Source organism: Pseudoalteromonas sp. S1727, from assembly GCF_005886375.1.
GTDB classification, from domain to species: domain Bacteria; phylum Pseudomonadota; class Gammaproteobacteria; order Enterobacterales; family Alteromonadaceae; genus Pseudoalteromonas; species Pseudoalteromonas haloplanktis.
The window spans coordinates 154,587-176,398 of record NZ_PNDT01000007.1; the positions used below are offsets into that span (position 1 = coordinate 154,587).

Consider the following 21,812-nt stretch of genomic DNA (forward strand, 5'->3'; position numbering starts at 1 on the left):
ATAGTGTTGAAAAACGTTTAAAAAATAATTAACAGCTGGAGTTGAACAGAAGATGCCAAGCAAACTAAATGAATATAAACATGTAAATTATAGCTGGGATGACTCTGTTGCAGATGAGTTAACCCCAATTGAAAGTTTGGTTTATCGCTCAAATATTTTAGGGGCTGACCAACGCATTACTAATACGGGTGGTGGTAACACTTCTGCAAAATTAATGGAAACAGATCCATTAACAGGTGAACAAGTTGAAGTACTCTGGGTTAAAGGCTCAGGCGGTGATTTAAGAACAGCCAAGAAAGAAAACTTTTCATCTTTATACCAAGGTAAGCTACAAGCACTAGACGAAACGTACCAAGCATTTCCAGATAAGGGTTATAAGTCTGCTGGCGAAGATGCAATGATTGGTATGTATAAACATTGTAACTTTTGTCTGAACCCTCGTGCTTCTTCAATTGATACCCCATTACACTCAATGATTGATGAAAAGCATGTCGACCATTTACATCCAAATGCAGTCATCGCTGTCGCTTCTTGTAAAGATCAAAAAGAGTTAACCGAAGTTATTTGGGGCGGAAAGATGGCTTACGTGCCTTGGATGCGTCCAGGTTGGGAAGCGGCTAAGGTATGTGAAGAAGCTTATGCTGAGAAACCTGATAGTGTTGGTATTTTATTAGGTCAACATGGCCATACTAACTGGGATAGTGAAAGTAAGAGCTGTTACGAAACATCTTTATGGGTAATTGAAACTGCTGCTCGTTATATTGAAGAGCATGATAAAGGCGAGCAAACTTTTGGTGGGGCTAAATATAACAGCTTATCAGAAGATGAAAGAAATCAGCTATTAACGAAGTTTTTACCTGTTGCACGTGGTCTTTTATCTAATAAAGTGAAGTTTATATCAACGGTACAAACAGATGAAACTGCGCTTCGATTTGTTAACAGTGTTGATGCTCCTCGTTTAGCTAAACTAGGTACTTCATGCCCAGACCATTTCTTACGTACAAAGATTCAACCTCTTTATGTTGACTTCAATCCACAAGAAGATGATTTTGATACCTTAGTTGAAAAGTTAAATGCAGGTATTGAACAATATCGTGTTGATTACATTGAGTATTATAATAATTGTAAACGTGATGACTCTCCTGCAATGCGAGATCCAAGTCCTACCGTTATTCTAATTCCTGGTGTCGGTATTATCGGCTGGGGTAAAAACAAAAGCGAATCACGTGTTACTACTGAATTTTATAATTGCGCTATTGAAGTTATGCGCGGTGCTGAAGCGATCAGTGAATATACCGCATTACCTCAACAAGAGGCGTTTGATATAGAATATTGGGCGCTTGAAGAAGCTAAGTTACAACGTATGCCAAAAGAAGCGCCGCTAGCACGTGATGTAGTGGTTGTAATTGGCGCGGGTGATGGTATCGGCAAAGAAACTGCATTCCGCGTTGCTAAAGAGGGAGCTCATGTTGTTTGTGCAGATTTGCGTGTTGAAGCTGCACAGCAAACCGCTGAAGAATTAACTGCTATCTACGGCCAAGGCATTGGTGTTGCGGGCACAGGAATTTCAAGTTGTGGCCCGGCTATTGCGCAAGGTGTTGATATTACTGACCGTGAAAGCGTTAAGAAAATGTTTGAAGCAGTTACCTTAGCTTATGGCGGTATCGATAAAGTAATCGTGACCGCGGGTGTATTCTTAGCACCAGGCCAAGCTGGCATGACAAATGACCAACAATTTGATGTAAGTTTTGCTGTAAATGTTAAAGGTGGGTATATCGTTGGCACAGAAGCTAACGAAATTTGGAAAGCACAAGGTCTTAAAGGTGCGCTTGTTCTAACTACCAGTGTTAATGCCGCAGTGTCTAAAAAAGGTTCGCTTGCCTATGACACATCAAAAGCAGCAGCTAATCACCTAGTTCGTGAGTTAGCAGTTGAACTATCACCACTTGTTAATGTGAATGGTTTAGCGCCTGCAACGGTTGTAAAAGGCAGCACAATGTTCCCACGTGACCGTGTTTTAGCCTCTTTGACAAAATATAATGTTGAATTTACTGAGCAAGATTCAGATGATGAACTTCGCGATAAACTAGCTAATTTCTATGCTCAAAGAACACTGACTAAACAACCTATTACACCAGAAGATCAAGCTGAGGCAGCTTATCTTTTAGTATCAGGTCAGTTAAGCAAAACCACTGGTCAGATTATTAGTGTTGATGGTGGTCTTCACGAAGCCTTCTTACGCTAAGATAATAATAAACAGGATTAATGAATATGACACAACGTATTGATAAAGCTCTAATTGCAGATGAAAACGCAAAATTATTGAGCGACTTAAATGAAGACTATCAAGCATTAGGCAACAAACTTGCTCGCAATGATATTAATATCGAAGAAGTCACAGCTAAAGCAGAAGCTTTTCAAATAGCTGTGCCATCTTGGGGCACTGGTACAGGCGGAACACGTTTTGCTCGTTTCCCTGGTGAAGGTGAGCCGCGTAATATCTTTGAAAAGCTTGAAGATAGTGCTGTGATCAATGATTTATCTCAGTGTACTGAGCGTGTATCGCCACACTTCCCTTGGGATAAAGTAGATGATTTTACTGAGTTAAAGCAGTTCTCTGATGAGCTGAACTTAAGCTGGGATTCGATTAACTCGAATACTTTCCAAGATCAACCAGGTCAAGAACATAGCTTTAAATACGGTAGTTTAAGTAACACTAGTGCAGCTTCACGTGAGCTAGCTATTGCGCACAACCTTGATTGTATTGAATGGGGTAAAGCACTTGGTTCAAAAACATTAACTGTTTGGGTTGGTGACGGTTCAAACCACCCAGGTCAGCAACATTTCCAAAGTGCTTTTGAGCGTTACTTAGAAAGTATGAAAACGATTTATGCTGGCTTACCAAGTGACTGGGAACTACATATTGAACACAAAATGTTTGAGCCTGCATTTTACTCAACTATCATTCAAGACTGGGGTAGTAATATTCTTGCAGCTATGGAGCTTGGTCCACAAGCTAAATCATTAGTTGATTTAGGCCACCATGCACCAAACGTAAACATTGAAATGATTGTTTCTCGTTTGATTCAATTTAAAAAGTTAGGTGGTTTCCACTTTAACGATAGTAAGTATGGTGATGATGACCTAGATAGCGGTAGCTTACACCCATATCAACAGTTCTTAATTTTTAACGAGTTGGTTGATGCACAGTACCGCAATCAAGAAGGCTTTAATCCTAACTACATGTTAGATCAATCACATAACGTGACTGACCCGATTGAAAGTTTAATGAACTCTGCAGCAAGTGTTCAGCGTTCTTATGTATCGGCTTTATTAGTTGATCGTGAGAAGTTGAGTGAATATCAGCAAAATAATGATGCGTTAATGGCAAGTAACACGCTTAAAAATGCATTTAACACTGATGTTAGCCCAATCTTAGCAATGGCTCGTCTACGCAAAGGTGGAGCTATTGATCCAATTGCTACTTACCGTAAAGCAAGTTATCGCTCTGCGGTTGCAGCTAAACGTCCATCAAGTGGCGGTAATGGTTCAGGTATCGTGTAAAGCGAACTTTAATCATGAAAAAACATGCAGAGGTATTTTAGCGCCTTTGCATGTTTTTTAGTTTGAAACACACACATAATAATAAAGATCGTCGATTTAATTGTATTAAAAGAACAAAAAATTGGCGCAGTGGAGGCAGTATGTCGACAGCAGAAGAATTTGAAACACAACCCGTTTCTCCCAATAAATTACAATCAGCTCATACGTTTGCAGGCAGTTATGCCGGTGAGCATGTTGCAGGCACTGAGTTTGTGATCGGTGCTTTATTTGTTTCATGGGGGGTAGGGGCGAGTGATATTTTACTCGGGTTACTATTAGGTAACTTACTCGCCGTACTAACATGGGGTTTAATTACAGCTCCGATAGCTACAGATACACGTTTAACACTTTATGCTTATTTAGAAAAAATTGCAGGCCCAGGCACAATCAAACTTTACAGTGTTATTAACGGTATTTTGTTTTGTGTATTGGCAGGGGCAATGATCACAGTATCAGCATCCGCTGTTCGCGTACTTTTTGATATTCCGCCACAAGTAGACTGGTATCCAACAGATTTAAGGTTTGTACTTGTTGCACTAGGTGTTGGGGCTGTAGTTGTTTTTATGGCCGTGAAAGGGTTTGAGAAACTTGCTGCGTTTGCTGAAATTTGCGCGCCGTGGATGATTTTAATGTTCCTTGTTGGTGCTTTGGTTTTATTACCAACAATAGTAGCAGCTACAAACGGGGTTGATTCAATCGGTAGCTTTGATGATTTCTTGCATATTGCGAGTGAGTCTATCTGGGTTCAAACTGACAGCGGTATTGGTTTTTGGCATGTTGCAGCTTTCGCATGGGTTGCTAATTTAGCGATGCATGGTGGTATGGGAGATATGACCTTATTACGTTTTGCACGTCATTCTCGTTATGGTTACTTTTCAGCCCTAGGTATGTTCATTGGCCATTATTTAGCTTGGATCTGCGCCGGTGTTATGGGCGCGGGAGCAGCTATATTACTCAGCACGACAATTGTTGCGCTTGATCCAGGGGCTGTTGCATATCAGGCGTTAGGTACGTGTGGGATCATAGCTGTAATCATCGCAGGTTGGACAACGTCAAACCCAACAATTTATAGAGCAGGCCTTGCGTTTAGTTCATTAAACCATAAATGGGGCCGTACAAAAGTAACAGTAGTGGTTGGTATTGTTACAACAATTATTGCTTGTTTCCCTTTTGTATTTTCGCAATTACTAGGATTTGTAGGAATTATGGGGCTTATGATGGCGCCAGTTGGTGCTGTTATTGTTGCGGAACATTGGTTATTCCCTCGTATAGGCTTCACACGTTATTGGTCTAAATATAAGGGCAATACAACTAATTACGCTGCAATCATTACATGGCTTAGTTCACTTGCTGTGAGTTATTATTTAGAAGCATCCGGCACGTTACATTTATTCTTTATATTAATTCCAATTTGGATTTTCGCGACTGCTTTATATTGCTTATTAGCCTATGCAATGGGGGCAAAAAAATCTTACCCGCAGCAACAATCTGAAGAAAATGCAGAAACAGAGCGAAAAGCAATTGAAAAAGCGTATATAAAGAATTTAGAGAGCAATCATGGCCAGAATGACAAAGTGACGTTACCAATATTAACGCGTTTCGCTTTAGTTACATCGTATTTATCGCTGTTAGCATGTGTCTTCCTTGGGGTATCAGCTTATATAAATCAGGATATAGAAACGATTAGAGCGTGGCTTATCGTTCCAACACTTGTTTATTTTATAAGTGCTACATATGCGTATTTACAAAAAAGTAAAATCAGCCAAGAAGATCAATCGTCCAATACGATTGAACAAGGGCTGGTCATAACTAAATAAAATAACCGAGTTCGTTTATAGAAGTAATAAAGCTACGCAGGCTTAAAATTGTTAAATTCTGTGTAGCTTTTTTTATGCTTAAAAAAGCTAATTTTTGATAGTTAATTAATTGGAGTTTTAATGACTGATTTACGTGACCTAGTACCATCAGGCGTGGTGAACGAGTGCCAGATGAAGGTTTTATTTGAATATGCACGAGAGAATAACTTTGCTTACCCTGCGGTAAATGTTGTAAGTACAAACTCTATTAATGCAGCGCTTGAATCGGCTAAAGAATGTAAATCACCCATTATAATCCAACTCTCTTATAGTGGTTCAGCATTCTTTATTGGTAAAGGCGTGTCACTAACTGGACATCAACCTTCTATTGCTGGCGCTATTGCAGCAGCCCATTATGTTCATGCTGTTGCAAAACACTATGGCATACCGGTTATTCTACATACCGACCATGCAGCTAAAAAATTATTACCTTGGATTGATGGGCTATTAGAAGAGGGCGAAAATTTTTATAAATTAACTGGCAAGCCTCTATTTAGTTCACACATGCTTGATTTGTCTGAAGAAAGTTTAGAAGAAAATATTACTATATGTAAAGCTTACCTAGCAAAAATGGCAAAGCTTGATATGGGAATTGAGATTGAACTTGGTTGTACGGGTGGCGAAGAAGACGGAGTAGATAACTCTGGTATTGATAGTTCATTGCTCTATACACAACCAGAAGATGTGGCTTATGCCTATGAAAGCCTGATCGAAGTAAGTGATGCATTTACAATTGCAGCGTCATTTGGCAATGTTCACGGTGTATATAAACCAGGCAATGTGAAATTAACACCTATTATTCTTAAAAACTCACAAGCATTTGTGCAAGAGAAGTATGGCCTTGACCATAATAGTTTAAACTTTGTTTTTCATGGTGGCTCAGGATCTACGCCAGCAGAAATCACAGAAGCTATTGGTTATGGTGTGATTAAGATGAACATTGATACTGATACGCAGTGGGCTTGTTGGCAAGGAGTTCATAAGTATTATCTAGAAAACAGTGACTTCTTACAGACACAAATAGGCTCACCTTCAAACCCAGACTCGCCGAATAAGAAATATTATGACCCACGTGTTTGGCTACGTCAGATTGAATTATCAATGGCAGCACGGCTTTGTCTTGCTTTTAAAGAACTCAATTGTCTCAATAGATACTGATATTAAGTAGTAAAATAGCTGAGTATTTTCAGCAATACTCAGTTACACATAACCTCAAGTAAAAAATGATTTTACACACAATATAAAGAGATTAATTATGGATAATAAAAATATTATAAGCCGCATAAAAACCTTGTTCTATTGGGTTTTCTTATCGGTTTTAATTAGCCCTGTATACGCTGAAGATACGCCACCTAATATAGTTTTGATCCTGTCAGATGATCACGCTTGGTATGATTATGGATTTATGGGACATCCAATTGTTAAAACTCCTTCACTTGATAAACTTGCAAGGGATGGCCTTACTTTTAAAGGAAGCTATGTACCTACAGCTCTATGTCGACCTTCGTTAGCAACGATCGCAACAGGCTATTATGCATCAACAATTGGTATCACAGGTAATACTCCTGCGTTTGATGTCTATGGGAAAAAGGGATCTGCAGAACATAATCTACAGCGTGAGAAGTTGATTTCTAAGATTGACAATATAGATACATTACCACAACTATTAAAGTCAAAAGGTTATGTTTCTTTTCAATCTGGGAAATGGTGGGAAGGTAGCTACAAACGTGGTGGTTTTGACGAGGGAATGACACGTGGTTTTCCAGAAGCTGGAGGGCGTCATGGTGATGATGGCCTTAAGATTGGCCGTGAGGGTATGGAACCGGTGACTTCATTCATTGATCGAGCCCTTAATGATAAAAAGCCTTTTTTAGTTTGGTATGCTCCTTACATGCCCCATTCACCCCATAATCCGATTGAAAGAATTTACAAAAAATATAAAGACTTAGATTTGCCTGAATCAGTAAAAAAATACTATGCAATGATAGAGTGGTTTGATGAGACAAATGGAATACTTCTTAAGCACCTAGAAGACAAAGGAGTAAAAGATAATACGATTATTGTTTATGTATCTGACAATGGGTGGATATCTAATCCTGATCGATTGAATAGTTTTTTACCTCGCTCTAAACAAAGCCCAAGCGAGGCTGGGGTTCGAACACCGATTATTTTTTCATGGCCAAAGAAACTGAAGCCGCAGTCAAGACATGATTTGATCAGCAGTATAGATATAGTACCGACATTGCTTGGAGCGGTTGGGTTACCTATACCAAAAGATATGCCTGGATTGAATCTGATGGATAACATGCTGTCAGAAACTCCAATCAATAGAAAGGAGATTTTTGGTGAAGGTTTTGCACATGATATTGCGGATTTAGATGACCCTGAAGGTTCATTGCTTTACCGCTGGATTATAGAAGGTGATTGGAAATTAATATTAAGCTACGATGGGAAAACCGATAACTATCGTAAGCGTCATACTACACTAACTAGTCCACAGCTGTTTCATCTTGCTACAGATGAGCATGAACAAAATAATTTAATTGACCAATATCCTGATGTGGCTCAGAGACTAGCAAAAAAAATAGAACAATGGTATCCATTGAAAACACGTAAAATAATACAGTAGATTTATTCACAAAAATTGTAGTGGCAAAGGCAGTTTTACTTGCCAATAACGTCGGAATACAAGACATTTTGTCTTTAAAAAAGCCTCATTATGAAGCAGTTGCTGTTTTAAGCATGTCAGTTACCAAAGGGAGTGCAACGGATTTTCTGACTTCGTAACTGATTACCTCTTGGTTGAACAGGTCAATCATAGGCGATAGATATATCTTCTCATTATCCACTTTAAACTCCGTCACATCCGTCACCCATTTTTGATTTGGCTTCTGCGCAGTAAACTCGCGGTTAAGCGTGTTTTCTGCGATTTTACCCACTTCACCTTTATAGGATTTATAGCGCTTAGGCCTTACTTTTGACTTGAGGCCTAACTCATTCATCAACCGTTGAACGCGCTTATGATTAACAAGTACCCCCATTGTTCTCAGCGCACTCGTAATTCTGCGATAGCCATATCGCCTTTTATGCGCGTGATAAATATCACGTATTTTTACCAGTAAATCATTGCTTGCACAGGGTTGCTTACAAGTAGTGCGATGATAATAGTAAACACTCTTTGGCAGCCCTGTAGCCTTTAAAAGGTGTCGTAAGCTATGCTTTGCCTTGAGCTCTTCGACGACTATCGTCTTGTCTTTGCTTTTTTCTTTCTGGCTTGAGCCAAGGCTTCTAACTTTTTTAGTACATCATTCTCTGCTCGTAAGTAGGCTAACTCTTCTCGTAATTCCTCCTCAGTCATTTGCTCTACAGGTTTTGATGAAGAAGAATTATTTGTCATGACTGGCCTACCTTTTTTCTGTGGTTTAAGACGGGATATACCATCACGAGCATAAAGCTTTTGCCATTGAAAAAGAATGCCTGGGGACGATAAATCGAAGAAAGCACTGGTATAACCGAGTGACCAACTGTTTGTTGTCATCGTTTTTAACACTTCAGCCTTAAATGCTTGAGAATAAGGTTTGTGAACAGACCTAAAGCTTTCAGCGCCATGAATTCGATAAATAGCGGTCCAATATCGGACCTGCCTATCTGTAACATTAAATTTGTTACTTACCGCCGAAGAGCTTTCAGACAAAGCGAGTTCAGCTATTTTGAGCTTGAAAGCTCGGTGATGTTTGGACATAAAAAGACCCCCAGTAATTGGAATGTCCAACTATTGGGGGTCACTTCATTATGAGGCTTTTCTTTTTAGTTTAATTATTTTTTCTTATCCCAACTTGAAACAGTGTGATTCTTCTTTCTGCATAATATTTATAGCCTCTGTAGTTCTGATTTTATGTGAAACACATTTATATTCAATTGTTTATGATTTTATTGTACATAATAATCGTTATTGAACTTAAAAGATTAACTAATAAATGAACAAACTTCTTGATGTTAACTCATTGCTTTGGTTAAATAGGTAGGTGGCCTTACCAATATTATTTAAATTAAAGCGAGACTTTCAATGATAGAAACATGGCGGTGGTTTGATCTGAATGATCCTATTTCCCTTAAAAAAGTTGCCCAGACTGGTGCACAAGGAATAGTCAGTTCCTTGAATGAGGTCCCGACTGGCGAGCCTTGGCCATTGGAAAATTTGTTATCGCGAAAAGAAGCGATTGAAAATGCAGGGTTGAAATGGACTGTGGTTGAAAGCATCCCTGTTCATAATGATATTAAAACCCGCAAAGGGAATTACCAGCAGCTTATTGAAAATTATAAAGAATCTATTAAAAATGTTGGTAAAGCGGGCATTGGTGCGGTGTGTTATAACTTTATGCCTGTTGTTGATTGGACCAGAACCAACTTAGATTATTTACTTGAGAATACGGGTTCTGCACTGCGCTTTGATATGGTTGATTTTGTGGCTTATGACATTTTTGTTCTTGAACGCCCTAATGCAAAAGCTAGTTATAATGACGATTTAATAAGTGAAGCTAAAGCATATTTTGAAAAAATGTCACCAGAGCAAGTAGCACTGCTTGAGCGTAATATAATCGCAGGCTTACCTGGTGGTGAAGGTTCTTATACCCGAGAATCAATAAGAGCAGCAATTGCAGAGTTTATAGAACTTGGTGAAGAAGGGCTAAGACAAAACTTAATTGCGTTTTTAGCTGAAATTGTACCAGTCGCAGAGCAAAGTGGCGTGAATTTATGTGTTCACCCAGATGATCCTCCGTTTTCATTATTTGGATTACCACGTGTTGTCTCAACTGCAGAAGATGTTCGCAAAATACTTTCCGCTGTAGATAGCCCTGCTAATGGCCTAACTTTATGTGCAGGTTCATTTGGTGCACGAGCTGATAATAACTTGGTTGATATGGCAAATGAGTTTGGACCAAAAATTCACTTTGTACATTTACGCAATGTGGTTCGTGAAGAAAATGGTTCATTTTATGAAGCGGAGCACCTTGATGGTGATAATGATATGGTTGGTTTAATCGATGCACTCTTAACTGAAGAAAAGCGCCGAAAATTGGCTGGCCAAGATATGCCAATTCCAATGCGTCCAGATCATGGCCACTTACTTGACGATGAAGCAGGACAACCTAATGTAAAACCAGGTTACTCATACCTTGGACGCTTAAAAGGCTTGGCAGAATTACGTGGTGTTATCCACGCTATTTCACACATTAAACAATAATAAAAAGGAGGGCGTGTGGCCCAACAATTATTACATCCCGATAGATTATTTAGCGCTGATGTGACTCAGCGTGAAATAGCTAAGCGCCTTTATAATGGTGTAAAAGATTTACCAATAGTTAGCCCGCATGGCCACACAGATCCGCGTTGGTTTGCAGATGATCAGTGTTTTTCAAATGCGACAGAATTATTAATTCAACCAGACCATTACTTGCTTCGTATGCTTTATAGTCAAGGTATTACTATGGAGCAGTTAGGCTTTAGTACTGACGGTAGACAAAGTGCAGTAGATCCGAAATCAGTGTGGCGTATATTTGCTGCACACTATTATTTGTTTTTAGGCACTCCAACACGCATGTGGATGGATTATGTTTTTGCTGAAGTGTTTTCATTAAATGAATGCTTAACTATAGATAATGCAGACCTGTTTTATGAGCACATAACTGATGCATTACAGCAAGATGAGTTTAAGCCTCGGGCATTATTTGAACGTTTTAATATTGAAGTTATCGCAACTACGGAATCCCCTCTTGATGACTTAAAACATCACAAAAAAATTAAAGATAGCGGTTGGCAGGGTAAAGTGATCACCGCTTTTAGACCTGACAATGTGATTGACCCTGAATTTGAAGGTTTTGAAGCTAACCTAAAACGTTTAAGCGAACTCACGGATGAGCCTCTTGATACATTTTCTAGTTATTTAAGCAGCTTATTTAAGCGTCGTGCATTTTTCAAAGAAATGGGAGCCACATCTTCAGATCATGGTCATCTTAGCGCACGGACGTTAGATTTGAGTGCGGATGAAAAAGAACAGCTTTATCTAACGATTCGCTCTGGTAACTTTAGTGCTGATGATGCAGATAAGTTTCGCGCGCAGATGCTTACAGAAATGGCCGTCATGAGTTTAGACGATGGCTTGGTCATGCAAATTCACCCTGGTGTGCATCGTAATCATAACCAACAGTTATTTAACCAGTTTGGTCGCGATAAAGGAGCTGACATTCCTATTGCCACTGAATATGTTGCAAACCTTAAACCTCTATTAAATAAACTAGGTAATAATCCTAAGTTTAGACTCATCATCTTTACTTTAGATGAGACAACATATGCGCGCGAGTTAGCGCCTTTAGCTGGCCATTATCCTTCATTAAAATTAGGCCCTGCTTGGTGGTTTAATGATAGTCCAGAAGGAATGCGTCGTTTCCGAGAGCAAACAACAGAAACCGCAGGCTTTTATAACACTGTCGGCTTTAATGATGATACGCGTGCTTTTTTATCAATCCCTGCACGTCACGATGTAGCACGTCGTATGGATTGTGCGTTTTTAGCACAGCTTGTTGCAGAACATCGTTTAACAGAGTCGCAAGCCAGTCAAATAGCTTACGACCTAACTTACACTCTTGTTAAACAGGCCTATGATTTATAATGACTAATTTATTATCAAAGCAAACACTTGATACATTGAGTGAGGCAGTGAAAAAACCTGCTTATGCATACCAAACAGCAGAAGTCGGTATTGTCCATATCGGTATTGGCGCATTTCATCGTGCTCACCAAGCGGTGTTCACAGATGATTTATTAGCATTGGACCCGCATTGGAAGATTACTGCGGTGAGCCTACGCTCGCCAGCTATTCGCGATAGTATGGCACCACAAGATAATTTGTACACGGTTGTAGAGCGTGGTGCGCAAGAAGATAAATTTCGTATAGTTGGTGCAATTGATCAGGTCCTCGTTGCGCCTGAAGAGCCGCAACGAGTCATTGATGAAATTGCCAATTCCAAAACTAAAGTAGTTACGTTGACAGTAACTGAGAAAGGCTATTGTCGTGACAAAAGCGGGAAAAACTTAGATTTTACTAATCCTGTTATTGTTCATGATATTGCAGATCTCAGCACGCCAAAATCACTGCCGGGTTTTATAGTTGCTGCCTGTAAGCTGCGTATGCGTACTAATGAAAAATTAACAATCATTAGTTGCGACAATTTATCTGCAAATGGCCAAGTGACTGAACGTGTTATACAGCAATTTGCGCAGCATGTTGCGCCAGATGTGGCTGCATGGATCACGAAAAATGTCAGCTTTTGTAATTCTATGGTTGATCGTATTGTTCCTGCAACAACAGAAAAAGATATTGATTCTGTAAGTCAAATACTGGGTGTAGTAGACAAGAGCACTGTGGTAACAGAACCTTTTAAGCAGTGGGTAATAGAAGATAACTTTGCAAATGACAAGCCTGCTTGGGATAAGGTTGGGGCGTTATTTGTTGCCGATGTGCACGCTTATGAGCATATGAAGCTGCGGTTATTAAATGGAATACACTCAACGTTAGCTTACATTGGTTTCTTAAAAGGCTATGAATATATTCATCAAGCCGTGGCCGATGAAGATTGTTTATTGTTTGTAAAAGCATTACAAGCTCAATTGGTATCAACACTCGATGATGTTCCTGGTATTGATCTATCCGCCTATGCCGACACTATTTTAGCTCGTTTCGCTAATGAGCGAGTGCCGTACAAAACTTCTCAAGTTGCTTGTGATGGTTCGCAAAAACTAGCACAACGGCTCGTAAAACCATGCGAAATTATCAGAAAAAGTGGTGCAATATCCGAATACATTACTTTTGTTTTGGCAGCATGGTGCAGGTTTTTAGAAGGGACGGACAGTGCCGGGAGTGCTTTTAGCATTACAGACCCGCTAGGTGACGCACTCAATAATTTAGCTGTGCGACATTGTAATAATGAGTTAAAGCAAGTTGAGAGTATCTTACGTGAATCTGGAATATGCACTACTCAACAATTAGCTGATAGTGATTTTTTAACTGCAATTGCAACACATTTAAAAGAGATACATCAAGTAGGTGTGACACAAGCGTTAAGTGCCTTTCTGAAGCGCTAAATGCTGGTGAGTGTGAGGCAAAAGAGGTAACTAAGTTACCTCTTTTTTTAATTAAGCTAGGGCTTAAATAAGCGACACTATAAAGTTAAAATATGTTAGTGTTTTAATAGAAATCCCGTTGCTTTGTCTTACTCTTAAAGTTTAATTTTGCTAAAAGGATCGTTATCAAAATAAGTAGCAGCAGCTTCTGTTGCATTTTCTAAATGCTTTTTCATCGCTTGCTCTGCCTTTTTTGCATTACGTTTTTCGAGAGCGTCGACAATGTCTTTGTGATCTTGAATTGATGGATGGACACCTTCAGCACGAAGTCTTTGAGCGAAGGCTGCGCTTAAATCTGATTTACCTCTTAGCTCCCACAACCAATTAACCACAGAGGTGATAGCACTGTTTTGTGTCGCTTCGGCAATAATACTATGAAATTTCCAGTCAGCTTTCTCAGAACTATCTGGACGCTTCTCTTCTTCTTCCATTTCTAAAATTGTGTCTTTTAACTGCTTAATTTGCTCGTCAGTTATATGCTCAACAGCAAGCGCACAGGCTTGTGATTCTATAATGCCGCGGATCTGTAAGATATCAAATGGGCCAATACCTTTATCTTCAGTGGCAATAAAAGGTTTCTTCTCATTAACGTAAATTCCAGAACCAGTTCTAATTTCCACAATACCCGAGAGCTCAAGGGCAATCATTGCTTCACGTATAGTTGGACGACTTACATTTAATTTTTCAGCGAGTTCTCTTTCAGAAGGTAAGCGATCACCGGGCAAAATCACACCATCACTTACAAGTTTTGAAAGCTGGGCTGCCACTTTAACATAAAGTCGATCTGTTTTTATTGCTTGTAATTCCATAGTTTCCCTTACTCTGTACGTTAGTTACGTCAGAACTCTATTAATGAGCATGTATTGCATTTCCATTCTACCAAAGGTTATCCAGATTAGGGATAACAAATTTTTAAAATGCATTTAATTTATAGTTGCTTTACAAATGTTTTACTTGTTAGTATGGAAAGATAGTAAGGTGGCATGACCAATATTGCAAGTGCTTTGTAAAAGCGTAAGGAAGGTAGTGTGGTAAAAGTAGCAGTAATAGGCGAATGTATGATTGAACTGAGTAAACACTCAGACAACCAATATACTATGGGGTTTGGTGGCGACACTCTTAATACGGCCGTTTACTTAACCCGTTGTGGCGGGCATGCAGATTATTTTACGGTGCTTGGTACAGACTTATATAGTCAACAGATGATAACTCAGTGGCAAGATGAGGGTGTTGGCACTGATGAGGTGAAGTTTAACAATAATAAACAACCAGGCCTCTATATCATTAATAACGATGATAAAGGTGAACGCTTTTTTAATTATTGGCGACAAAATTCGGCTGCCAGAACGTTATTTTCTGACTACCCAGAAGTGTTTAGCACTCTTAAAAACTACGATCTTATTTTCCTAAGTGGTATTTCTTTATCATTGTACGCAGAGGATGACTTAGCTGCTTTGTTTCGCTTTTTAACTGATTATCGTAAAGCGGGTGGTTTGGTAGCATTCGACAATAACTATCGTCAACAAGGATGGTTAAATGCAAGTCATGCTCAATCCGTATTTGCAAAAATGATCGCTTTAACTGATATCGCTTTAATCAGCTTTGACGATGAAATAGCGCTATACGGTCAGCATAGCATAGAGCGTTGTATAGCCCGTTATAGCGATGTTGGTGTAAATGAAATCATCATTAAGAATGGCCACCATGGCTGTCATGTATTCAAAGATCAAAAACAACACTTTTATGCTTTAACTAAAGTATTGGCGCCAGTAGATACGACTGCAGCAGGGGATTCATTTAACGGAGCTTACTTGGCCGCAAAAGTAAAAGGTAAATCACTTGAGAAATGTATCCGTGACGCGCAGTCATGTGCTGGTACTGTGATTATGCATAAAGGGGCAATTATCAATAGAGCCATTGCGCTGTTAGAGGATGCATCATGAGTAATTATTCAGTCTTCATTCGCAGTATCGTAGTTGCTCTTTTAATTATGGTTTTATCAGCATGCTCAGATAAACAAAACGAGCATGTTGCGATTCGCTTCTCGCATGGTTTAGATACTCAGCACCCTGTCCATAAATCATTAATTTATATGAATGAGGTATTACAGCAGGTATCAGGTGGCTCTATGGAGCTGATTATTTATCCTTCAGCCCAGTTAGGATCGGAGCGTGAAGTTCTTGAACTGCTACAAATTGGTAGTTTAGGGATGACAAAGGTATCAGCAAGTTCACTCGAAGCGTTTGTGCCCCAAATGAAGGTATTTAGCTTACCTTATTTATTTAATAATCATGCTCATTTTTGGCAAACCCTCAATAGTGAGATTGGCCAGCAACTGCTAGATGCTGGTACACCATATCGAGTTAAAGGGTTAGGTTACTTTGATGCTGGTAGCCGTAGCTTTTATACCACGAAACGAAAAGTTGAAAATCCTGAACAGCTAACTGGATTAAAGATCCGAGTTATGAATAGTCAATCTGCCGTTGATATGGTTAATACGATGGGCGCATCGGCAACACCTGTGAGTTGGGGGGAGCTTTATACCGCATTGCAGCAAGGCATTGTAGAAGGAGCAGAGAATAACCCACCTAGTTTTTATTTTTCTAAGCATTATGAGGTAAGTAAATATTATTTGCTTGATGAGCATACCGCTATTCCTGATGTGATTGTCATTGGAACGCATAAATGGAATAGCCTTACACAGCAACAGCAGTCATGGCTAACCCAAGCAATGCAAGAAGCGGTTGTGTATCAAAGAATACTTTGGGCAGAAGCAACGAAAGACTCATTACAAAAAGTAAAAGATGCCGGTGTTGAAGTCATTGTGGCAGATAAAACGAGTTTTCAGAAAAGTGTTGAGCCTATTTATCAGAAACTACAAGGAACAAAACTTGAGCCACTGGTTAATAGCATTAAAGCATTAGGGGAACATTAATGAACATACTAGAACAAGCTGTCAGTAAATCGGATGGCATATTAAGAATCTTATTGGCATTAATGATGACACTTTTAGTGATAGATGTTACTTGGCAGGTATTAACACGTTTCATTTTGACTCAACCAAGTTCATTTACAGAGGAAGTAGCACGGTTTTTATTAATTTGGGTCAGTCTTTTAGGTGGAGCCTATGCGTATCGAGAGCATAGTCATTTAGGGTTTGACTTATTAGTGAGAAAACTATCGCAACAGAAGGCGCGTTGGGTGTTTAAATTATGCTGTGTTTTGGTTGCTGTATTTGCGATCAGTGTATTGATTATTGGTGGCCTGAATTTGGTGTATTTAACATGGTTGCTTGGCCAACAATCTCCAGTATTAGATATCCCTATGGCATGGGTGTATATCGTACTACCACTGAGTGGATTACTTTTTCTTCTATACAGTGTGTTTTTCTTTTTTAATGCAGAACAACAATTTATAACACAGGAGTGTATCCAATGACCGCAGCAATATTATTTGGTTTGTTTGGTTTATTACTGTTTATTAATTTACCAATTGCACTGGCGATTATCTTTGCAACGTTAGTAGCTATGCTTGCAACAATTGATACGCTTCCGGCATTAACCACTATTGCACAGCGATTGAGTGCTGGGATCGATAGTTTTTCGCTCTTAGCCATTCCATATTTTATTCTATCAGGTTACTTAATGGGTCAAGGTGGTATTGCAGCAAGGCTTATTGCATTCGCAAAAGTATTAGTAGGTCGTCTCCCTGGGGGTCTTGCTTTTGTGAATGTAATTTCTTGTGCCTTGTTTGGATCTATATCTGGTTCGGCAGTGGCTGCTACGTCTGCAATTGGTGGCTTTATGATCCCCGCTATGAAGAAGGAGGGGTATGATAAGCCATTTAGTGCCGCAGTTACTGTCACTGCTGCAACAACCGGTATGTTAATACCACCAAGTAATATTCTAATTATTTACTCGCTTGCTTCAGGTGGCGTGTCTATTGCTGCCTTATTTATTGCAGGTTATCTACCTGGTCTATTAGTCACTTTATTACTTATAGTTGCTTGTTATATATACGTAGCACGAAATAACATTAAAGCATTGTCTGCCCAGAGCATTGAACCATTTTGGCCTTCATTATTTGGTGCAGTCCCAAGTTTATTTTTAATCGTGTTGATTATTGGCGGTATCATTGGTGGCTTTTTTACACCTACAGAGGCTGGGGCTATAGCGGTATTGTATTCGTTAGCGCTGTCATTGGTGTTTTATCGTCAATTAACAGTAAAAGACTTATACCCTATTTTACTTAAATCAGTAAATACAACTGCTATTGTGATGTTGTTAATTGGCGCATCATCTGCAATGTCATGGCTTATGTCGTATGCATTAATTCCGCAAACAATTAGTGAGACTTTATTAGCTTTGTCACAGAATCCATTAATCATCTTACTTATTATTAATCTGACCTTATTAGTGATAGGTACTTTTATGGATATGACCCCTGCGGTACTTATTTTTACACCTATATTTTTGCCTGTTGCAGAGAGTTTAGGCATTTCGCCATTGCACTTTGGCATTATGATGATTTTGAATTTATCGATTGGGCTATGCACTCCGCCAGTTGGAAGTGTGCTGTTTGTCGGCTGCAGTATCGGTAAGGTTGCAATTAGCGAGATTGTGAAGCCTATTTTACCGCTCTACGCAGCAATGGTTACAGCTTTGGTACTGGTTACTGTTTTTCCTGCAATCAGTGAATTCTTGCCGCGTCTTTTAGGTTTAATTTAATTAGCTAAATTAGGAAAATAATAATGAACACATATTTACAACAACAATTTGGTTTAGAGAATAAGGTAGCGGTCGTCACTGGTGCTAGCCGTGGCTTAGGGCAAGCTATGGCAATTGCCTTGGGACAAGCCGGCGCAACAGTGGTTGCCGTGGGATCTAAAGCAGAAAACCTAGCAAAAACGATCGCATTATTAGAAGAAAAAGGTATTCAATGTCTAGCGTTAGGCTGCGATCAATCTAACGGCGAAGAAATCTCTCAGACTATCGCCTCAACAATCGAAGCATATGGAAAAATTGATATTTTAGTGAACAACGCAGGCACTATTAAACGCTCACCAGCTCATGAGTTTAGTGATGATGATTGGCTAGAGGTGATCAATGTGAATCTAAATGGTGTGTTTAAGTTTTGCCGGGAAGCAGGTAAACACATGATCAAACAAGGTTCAGGAAAAATCATCAACATTGCCTCATTACTTAGTTTTTCGGGTGGGATCACAGTGCCAGCTTATGCGGCTAGTAAAGGTGGTGTGGCGCAGCTAACTAAAGCTCTTGCAAATGAATGGGCTGCACATAACATTCAAGTAAATGCAATCGCTCCGGGCTATTTTGAAACAGATAACACTTATAATATTCGCCAAGATGCGGCGCGTTATGAAAGTATTACAGCACGTATACCTAGTGGCGCTTGGGGTCAGCCAGACGATCTTGCTGGTGCGACGGTGTTCTTGTCTTCTAAAGCGGCAAGCTATATGAACGGGCATATTATGCTGGTTGATGGCGGCTGGATGGCACGTTAAGGAGCGATGATGAAATCACTACAATTAAAAATAATGAATTCTTTGCTTGCTAGAGTTGTACTTAGCTTCATGGCAGTAATAGCATTCAATGCAACAGCACACACACAAAATATAAATCAAGATTGGCAATATTTAGAAAGCAATGAAACTAGCTTTAATAAAGCGAAAGCCGATAATAATTGGCAGTCGGTAACACTTCCACATACTTGGAATGCGACTGACACTGTAGACTCAACCCCAGGCTATCGCCGTGATGCGAGTTGGTATAGTAAAACCCTGACTTTACCTAAGGGCGCTGAAAAAACACACCGTTATGTGCTGTATTTTGAAGCCGTAAATATGCAAGCCGAAGTCTATGTAAATGGTAAGAAAGCATTTGAACACATAGGTGGCTACATTGGCTTTGATGTTGAAATTACACCTTATCTAAATACTTCAGGTAGTAACGAAGTTTTGGTGCGTGCAAGTAATGAGTATAACCGCGACCTAATTCCATCACAAAAGTCTGACTTTTTTATCCATGGCGGTATTACCCGTGATGTATGGTTAAAAAAATTGCCAAAGAACTTTATTAGTGGTGTACAGGTGGATACGCCTGATGTGTCTGTTCAGTCGGCAAAAACAGTAATTACCACTGAATTTGATGTCCAGCATTCTCAAAAAGCCTTACTCACGTATACCTTGGTAGGTCCTAATAATGAGAAAGTCTCGCTAAAAACTAAACAGGTAAGTTTAAAACCAGGTAAGCAAGCAGTAATAGAAAGCTTGAACGAACTTAATAGCCCGAAGTTATGGTCACCAAAAAATCCTAATCTATATAATTTGACAGTTTCCCTTTCTTCGGGTGGAAAAGAACTACAAAAAGTAGAGCAAGTAGTTGGCTATCGCTGGTTTGAAATGAGAGCAAATAAAGGGTTTTTTGTTAACGGAGAAAAAATGCTGATCCGTGGCACCCACCGTCATGAAGAGCATGCAGGTCTAGGAGCTGCAATGCCTAACCAATTACACTATAAAGATATGCAGCAAATTAAGGAAATGGGCGCTAACTTTGTACGATTAGGGCATTACCCACAAGATCCTGAAGTATACAAAGCTGCTAATGAGTTAGGCCTTGTGATCTGGGATGAATTACCTTGGTGCCGTGGTGGTATCGGTGGTGAAGTCTGGAAAAAGAATACGGAAACATTATTAAAAGCACAAATTAAACAAAACCGTAATGAGCCTAGTATTGCATTTTGGTCATTGGGTAACGAAATGTATTGGGAAGAAGATTTTGAAGGGGGCGGTGACCCTGAAAAAATCACTCCATATCTTAAAAAGTTAAATAAAATAGCTAAAGATCTTGATCCAAGCCGTATTACTACTATTCGTAAATATTATCCTGGTGCTGAGCTAGTTGATGCATTTTCTCCGTCTATATGGGCTGGTTGGTATGGAGGTTCGTACGGCCAATACGGTGAAGCAATTAAATCATCTATGAAGAAATACCCAACTTTCCTTCACATGGAGTACGGTGCGTCAAGTCATGTTGGCCGTCATACAGAGTACCCAATAAGTAAAGATGGTATGCAAGGCGCACAAGTTAGTGTTGATGAAGCAATGAATCAAGCAGTAGTTAAAAGTGTAGCCAAAGACAGTGATTGGACTGAAAACTATGCAGTTGATTTGTTTGATTGGCATTTAATCGTCAGTGAAAGCACTGAAAACTTTGCTGGTAATGCACAGTGGGCATTTAAAGATTTTGGGACACCATTAAGACCTGAAAACCCAATTCCTTACATGAACCAAAAAGGTTTAGTTGATCGCAATGGTAAACCTAAAGATGCCTATTATGTCTTTGCAAGTCACTGGTCAGATAAACCATTTTGTTATATTGAATCTAAATCTTGGACTCACAGAAATGGTCCAAAAGAAGGCCAAAAAGTAGATGTATTCTGTAACACACAAAGTGCTGAATTAAGCCTTAATGGTAAAAGCCTAGGTGAAAAGCAACGTGACGCAAATATATTTCCTGCTGGTGGCTTAGTGTGGCAAGTTCCCTTCAAAAATGGTGTGAATACGCTATCTGTAGTTGGGCGTACTAAATCTGGTGCAGAAGTAACGGATGAGCTGAAGGTGCACTATTTAATTGGTCAGCACGGTAAGTTTGATCGAATTCAGCTAACGGCTAAAACCCTAAGTAATGGTAATAAACTTATAGAAGCACAAGCGCTTGATAAAGATGGAAACCGTGTGCTTGATTATAATCAACGAAGTTACTTTTTTAATATGACTAGCCATGGCACTTTGCTTGAAAATCAAGGTACGCCTACTGGTAGTAGCCTCATCGAAATGGCGAGTGGCTATGCTGCAATAGAATTTATTCCAGGAGATAAGCCGACCACTATAGAGTATAGAAACCAAAATGTTAAAGGTGTGTATTTAGCCCTTTAACGAATAAAAGTTGTGATCTTCCCTTGTTGTAAAAATGACCTGAAAAATGGTCATTTTTTTTCAAAAAACAAGTTGGTAAGGTGGCATTACCAATTATTTTGCAGTATATTGATCCAAGAAATAAGGTTTGTTGTTTTAACTAAATTGAGACGATTGACTTTTAATGCACACTTAAAATATTAATTAAGGAAACGTTATGGACTTTATGTTCTCAG

The 21,812-nt window shown here is 39.3% G+C and carries 17 protein-coding genes; 14 read left to right on the forward strand and 3 right to left on the reverse strand.

Translation table 11 applies throughout. From position 1 onward, the window contains the following. Positions 1–52: 52 nt before the first annotated feature. The 5 genes from CWB85_RS02025 to CWB85_RS02045 all read left to right on the forward strand — a co-directional run bounded on the left by CWB85_RS02025 (position 53) and on the right by CWB85_RS02045 (position 8,088). On the forward strand, positions 53–2,245 hold the full coding sequence (locus tag CWB85_RS02025) for a bifunctional rhamnulose-1-phosphate aldolase/short-chain dehydrogenase (RefSeq protein ID WP_138553974.1): 2,193 nt from the start codon (positions 53–55) through the stop codon (positions 2,243–2,245). 26 nt (positions 2,246–2,271) lie between these two features. Further along, positions 2,272–3,564 (forward strand): L-rhamnose catabolism isomerase, encoded by a 1,293-nt coding sequence (rhaI, locus tag CWB85_RS02030; protein ID WP_016710380.1) that lies wholly within the window; start codon positions 2,272–2,274, stop codon positions 3,562–3,564. Between the two features lie 140 nt (positions 3,565–3,704). Further along, positions 3,705–5,420 (forward strand): purine-cytosine permease family protein, encoded by a 1,716-nt coding sequence (locus tag CWB85_RS02035; protein WP_016710381.1) that lies wholly within the window; start codon positions 3,705–3,707, stop codon positions 5,418–5,420. Between the two features lie 120 nt (positions 5,421–5,540). Continuing rightward, the gene (fbaA, locus tag CWB85_RS02040; protein ID WP_016710383.1) at positions 5,541–6,617 is read left to right on the forward strand and encodes a class II fructose-bisphosphate aldolase; all 1,077 of its coding nucleotides are present in this window, start codon (positions 5,541–5,543) and stop codon (positions 6,615–6,617) included. Between the two features lie 97 nt (positions 6,618–6,714). Continuing rightward, positions 6,715–8,088: a sulfatase family protein gene (locus tag CWB85_RS02045; protein WP_138553975.1), complete on the forward strand. Its 1,374-nt coding sequence runs from the start codon at positions 6,715–6,717 to the stop codon at positions 8,086–8,088. Positions 8,089–8,176: 88 nt separating this feature from the next. Here the strand turns inward: CWB85_RS02045 and CWB85_RS22450 are convergent, their stop codons facing one another. Beyond that, the gene (locus tag CWB85_RS22450) at positions 8,177–8,704 is read right to left on the reverse strand and encodes an IS3 family transposase (protein WP_249314765.1); all 528 of its coding nucleotides are present in this window, start codon (positions 8,702–8,704) and stop codon (positions 8,177–8,179) included. Next, on the reverse strand, positions 8,701–9,201 hold the full coding sequence (locus CWB85_RS02055) for a helix-turn-helix domain-containing protein (RefSeq protein WP_138553977.1): 501 nt from the start codon (positions 9,199–9,201) through the stop codon (positions 8,701–8,703). The genes CWB85_RS22450 and CWB85_RS02055 overlap by 4 nt, the downstream gene beginning before the upstream one ends. 324 nt (positions 9,202–9,525) lie before the next feature. Between CWB85_RS02055 and uxuA the strand changes: the two genes are divergently transcribed. Genes uxuA through CWB85_RS02070 form a run of 3 tightly spaced genes read left to right on the forward strand, consistent with a single transcriptional unit; the run spans position 9,526 to position 13,601 of the window. Continuing rightward, on the forward strand, positions 9,526–10,704 hold the full coding sequence (gene uxuA, locus CWB85_RS02060) for a mannonate dehydratase (protein ID WP_138553978.1): 1,179 nt from the start codon (positions 9,526–9,528) through the stop codon (positions 10,702–10,704). Between the two features lie 15 nt (positions 10,705–10,719). Beyond that, on the forward strand, positions 10,720–12,129 hold the full coding sequence (gene uxaC, locus CWB85_RS02065) for a glucuronate isomerase (RefSeq protein WP_016710664.1): 1,410 nt from the start codon (positions 10,720–10,722) through the stop codon (positions 12,127–12,129). Continuing rightward, positions 12,129–13,601 carry a mannitol dehydrogenase family protein gene (locus tag CWB85_RS02070; protein WP_016710665.1) on the forward strand — a complete coding sequence of 491 codons (1,473 nt, stop codon included), beginning with the start codon at positions 12,129–12,131 and terminating at the stop codon, positions 13,599–13,601. Before uxaC ends, CWB85_RS02070 begins: the two co-directional genes overlap by 1 nt. A gap of 134 nt (positions 13,602–13,735) precedes the next feature. Here CWB85_RS02070 and CWB85_RS02075 read toward each other — a convergent pair whose 3' ends face one another. After that, complete coding sequence (locus CWB85_RS02075; RefSeq protein WP_016710666.1) at positions 13,736–14,449, reverse strand: FadR/GntR family transcriptional regulator; 714 nt, start codon at positions 14,447–14,449, stop codon at positions 13,736–13,738. A gap of 219 nt (positions 14,450–14,668) precedes the next feature. Here CWB85_RS02075 and CWB85_RS02080 point away from each other — a divergent pair, with 219 nt between their 5' ends. From CWB85_RS02080 to CWB85_RS02105, 6 genes are read left to right on the forward strand one after another with little or no spacing between them, the layout of a single operon-like run. Next, positions 14,669–15,583: a sugar kinase gene (locus tag CWB85_RS02080; protein ID WP_138553979.1), complete on the forward strand. Its 915-nt coding sequence runs from the start codon at positions 14,669–14,671 to the stop codon at positions 15,581–15,583. Next, positions 15,580–16,575: a TRAP transporter substrate-binding protein gene (locus CWB85_RS02085; RefSeq protein ID WP_016710668.1), complete on the forward strand. Its 996-nt coding sequence runs from the start codon at positions 15,580–15,582 to the stop codon at positions 16,573–16,575. The genes CWB85_RS02080 and CWB85_RS02085 overlap by 4 nt, the downstream gene beginning before the upstream one ends. Beyond that, positions 16,575–17,078, forward strand: a complete 504-nt coding sequence (locus CWB85_RS02090; RefSeq protein WP_016710669.1) for a TRAP transporter small permease — start codon at positions 16,575–16,577, stop codon at positions 17,076–17,078. The genes CWB85_RS02085 and CWB85_RS02090 overlap by 1 nt, the downstream gene beginning before the upstream one ends. Further along, positions 17,075–18,367, forward strand: a complete 1,293-nt coding sequence (locus CWB85_RS02095) for a TRAP transporter large permease (protein WP_016710670.1) — start codon at positions 17,075–17,077, stop codon at positions 18,365–18,367. The genes CWB85_RS02090 and CWB85_RS02095 overlap by 4 nt, the downstream gene beginning before the upstream one ends. A gap of 23 nt (positions 18,368–18,390) precedes the next feature. Further along, the gene (locus CWB85_RS02100) at positions 18,391–19,164 is read left to right on the forward strand and encodes an SDR family NAD(P)-dependent oxidoreductase (RefSeq protein ID WP_138553980.1); all 774 of its coding nucleotides are present in this window, start codon (positions 18,391–18,393) and stop codon (positions 19,162–19,164) included. Between the two features lie 6 nt (positions 19,165–19,170). Then, positions 19,171–21,597, forward strand: coding sequence for a glycoside hydrolase family 2 protein (locus CWB85_RS02105; protein ID WP_249314764.1), 2,427 nt, complete (start codon positions 19,171–19,173; stop codon positions 21,595–21,597). The last annotated feature ends 215 nt before the right edge of the window (positions 21,598–21,812 follow it).

Bases quoted from the DNA above. Each gene is read 5' to 3' on its own strand.
- CWB85_RS02070 (WP_016710665.1), top strand. From the start codon at position 12,129: ATGACTAATTTATTATCAAAGCAAACACTTGATACATTGAGTGAGGCA.
- CWB85_RS02090 (WP_016710669.1), top strand. From the start codon at position 16,575: ATGAACATACTAGAACAAGCTGTCAGTAAATCGGATGGCATATTAAGA.
- rhaI (WP_016710380.1), top strand. From the start codon at position 2,272: ATGACACAACGTATTGATAAAGCTCTAATTGCAGATGAAAACGCAAAA.
- CWB85_RS02075 (WP_016710666.1), bottom strand. From the start codon at position 14,449: ATGGAATTACAAGCAATAAAAACAGATCGACTTTATGTTAAAGTGGCA.
- CWB85_RS02100 (WP_138553980.1), top strand. From the start codon at position 18,391: ATGAACACATATTTACAACAACAATTTGGTTTAGAGAATAAGGTAGCG.
- CWB85_RS02025 (WP_138553974.1), top strand. From the start codon at position 53: ATGCCAAGCAAACTAAATGAATATAAACATGTAAATTATAGCTGGGAT.
- CWB85_RS02035 (WP_016710381.1), top strand. From the start codon at position 3,705: ATGTCGACAGCAGAAGAATTTGAAACACAACCCGTTTCTCCCAATAAA.
- CWB85_RS02045 (WP_138553975.1), top strand. From the start codon at position 6,715: ATGGATAATAAAAATATTATAAGCCGCATAAAAACCTTGTTCTATTGG.
- CWB85_RS02055 (WP_138553977.1), bottom strand. From the start codon at position 9,201: ATGTCCAAACATCACCGAGCTTTCAAGCTCAAAATAGCTGAACTCGCT.
- CWB85_RS02085 (WP_016710668.1), top strand. From the start codon at position 15,580: ATGAGTAATTATTCAGTCTTCATTCGCAGTATCGTAGTTGCTCTTTTA.
- fbaA (WP_016710383.1), top strand. From the start codon at position 5,541: ATGACTGATTTACGTGACCTAGTACCATCAGGCGTGGTGAACGAGTGC.
- CWB85_RS02105 (WP_249314764.1), top strand. From the start codon at position 19,171: ATGATGAAATCACTACAATTAAAAATAATGAATTCTTTGCTTGCTAGA.
- CWB85_RS02095 (WP_016710670.1), top strand. From the start codon at position 17,075: ATGACCGCAGCAATATTATTTGGTTTGTTTGGTTTATTACTGTTTATT.
- uxuA (WP_138553978.1), top strand. From the start codon at position 9,526: ATGATAGAAACATGGCGGTGGTTTGATCTGAATGATCCTATTTCCCTT.